Annotated in this window: 3 protein-coding genes; 2 read left to right on the top strand and 1 reads right to left on the bottom strand. The window is 63.9% G+C overall.

Translation table 11 applies throughout. The features are described 5' to 3' along the window. A partial coding sequence (locus EN914_RS35225; RefSeq protein ID WP_245497930.1) for a PfkB family carbohydrate kinase occupies positions 1 to 478 on the bottom strand: 478 nt, incomplete at its 3' end. A 152-nt stretch (positions 479 to 630) separates the two neighbouring features. Between EN914_RS35225 and EN914_RS35220 the strand changes: the two genes are divergently transcribed. After that, a complete protein-coding gene (locus EN914_RS35220) occupies positions 631 to 1080 on the top strand; it encodes a FixH family protein (RefSeq protein WP_024503807.1) in 450 nt (149 codons plus the stop codon). A 7-nt stretch (positions 1081 to 1087) separates the two neighbouring features. Further along, positions 1088 to 1497, top strand: a 410-nt coding sequence (locus tag EN914_RS35215) for a cytochrome c peroxidase (protein WP_281034695.1), incomplete at its 3' end; no start/stop codon positions are given.

The following is a 1497-nucleotide window of genomic DNA, read 5'->3' as shown; positions in this document are numbered from 1 at the left end:
CAAGTGAACCGGCCGAGCGCGCCTTGGCGACGGCCGCCAGCAATACGGCGCGCGCGGCCTCATCCAGAATTGCCAAAGTGATTCCGGAAAAATAGACAAGCGCCTGATTTACCAGGTTTTTCGACAATGCAACTGGGTCTGAGGCGAGCTGCCGCGCGGCGGCGTCGCCGCGCCAGTAGGTGAAGGAACGCTCGGCCCCGGTCAGCGTGATGGCATAGAGGCCAGGCCGTGCGCCCGCTATGATCGGGCTGGAGCCGATGCCGATGCCGTTCTGGCCTAAGAAATCGATCTGGGCTTGCGAGAACGGATCGTCGCCGAAGGCCGAGACATAGGTTGCCGGCCGCTCAGTGCTCAGCGCGTGCAGCGCCCACAGCGTGTTGAACGTGTCGCCGGCAAAGCCCATGCGCCAGTTCGGTCCGGTCTGGCCCGACAGTTCGAGCATGCATTCGCCGATCGAGGCGACGCCGGTTCCCGCCATCTACAATCCTCCAGTGCTTCCCGGTGCTGTAGCTTTTTGCCATCGGCAGCGCCATGCTTGGCAAGCAGGGTTTTTTCCGCCACAGCGTTTTCCCACAGGCTGGCGGGATGCGATCCGTTCGGCAGAGCGTTGTCTGCAGAAGAGGAACCGGTTTGGCATCGATATGGCGTTATCTTCTGGCGGGTCTTGGTCTGGCTGCCTTGCTGGTCGGCATTCTCGCGGTCGTCTTCCTGACGGCGCCGCGTTCGTCGCTGCCAGCCGGCCCGGATGTCGCGCGGACGAAGAAAACCGACAACGGGCTGTACGTGGCGAGTTTCGTGCCGGAACGGGGCGTGGTGCGGCAGGGCGAACTGGAATCCTGGCTGCTGACCCTGAAAACAAAGACAGGGGCTTCGGTGGAGCGCGCCGCGATCGCCATCTCCGGCGGCATGCCGCAACACAATCACGGCCTGCCGACCAGCCCGCAGGTCACCGATTACCTGGGCGAAGGCCGTTACCGCATCGAGGGGCTGAAATTCACCATGAGCGGCTGGTGGCAACTTCGTTTCGCCATCTCATCCGGCGCCGGCTCCGATACCGTACTGTTCAACGTGGTGCTGTGAGCGATCGATGAAGCGCCTTTTCCGCTTTCTGACGCTGATGGTCGCCGTCGTCCTCGTGGGCTGCGGCAAGCCTGATTTTTCCGACGCAGAAAAGAAGACTATCGCTTCGCTGGCGCTGTCGTCGCTGCCGGCGCTCAAGGCCGACACCACCAATCGTTTTGCCGACGTGCCGGCCGCCGCCGCACTCGGCTCGACGCTGTTCTTCGATCAGGGCATGAGCGGTGACGGGTCGGTATCCTGTTCGCCCTGCCACAAAATCGACCGCCAGTTCCAGGACGACCTGCCGCAGGCGGTCGGCGTCGGCCACGCCAACCGGCGCACCATGCCGCTGGCCGGCGTGGCGCACGATCCCTGGTTCTTCTGGGATGGCCGTCGCGACAGCCTGTGGGCGCAAGCGTTGACGCCGCTCGAAAATCC

It is taken from the genome of Mesorhizobium sp. M7A.F.Ca.CA.001.08.2.1, assembly GCF_003998455.1.
Classification (GTDB): domain Bacteria; phylum Pseudomonadota; class Alphaproteobacteria; order Rhizobiales; family Rhizobiaceae; genus Mesorhizobium; species Mesorhizobium ciceri.
Note: the sequence above shows the minus strand (reverse complement) of the source record. Positions and strands in the feature narration are given on the sequence as shown.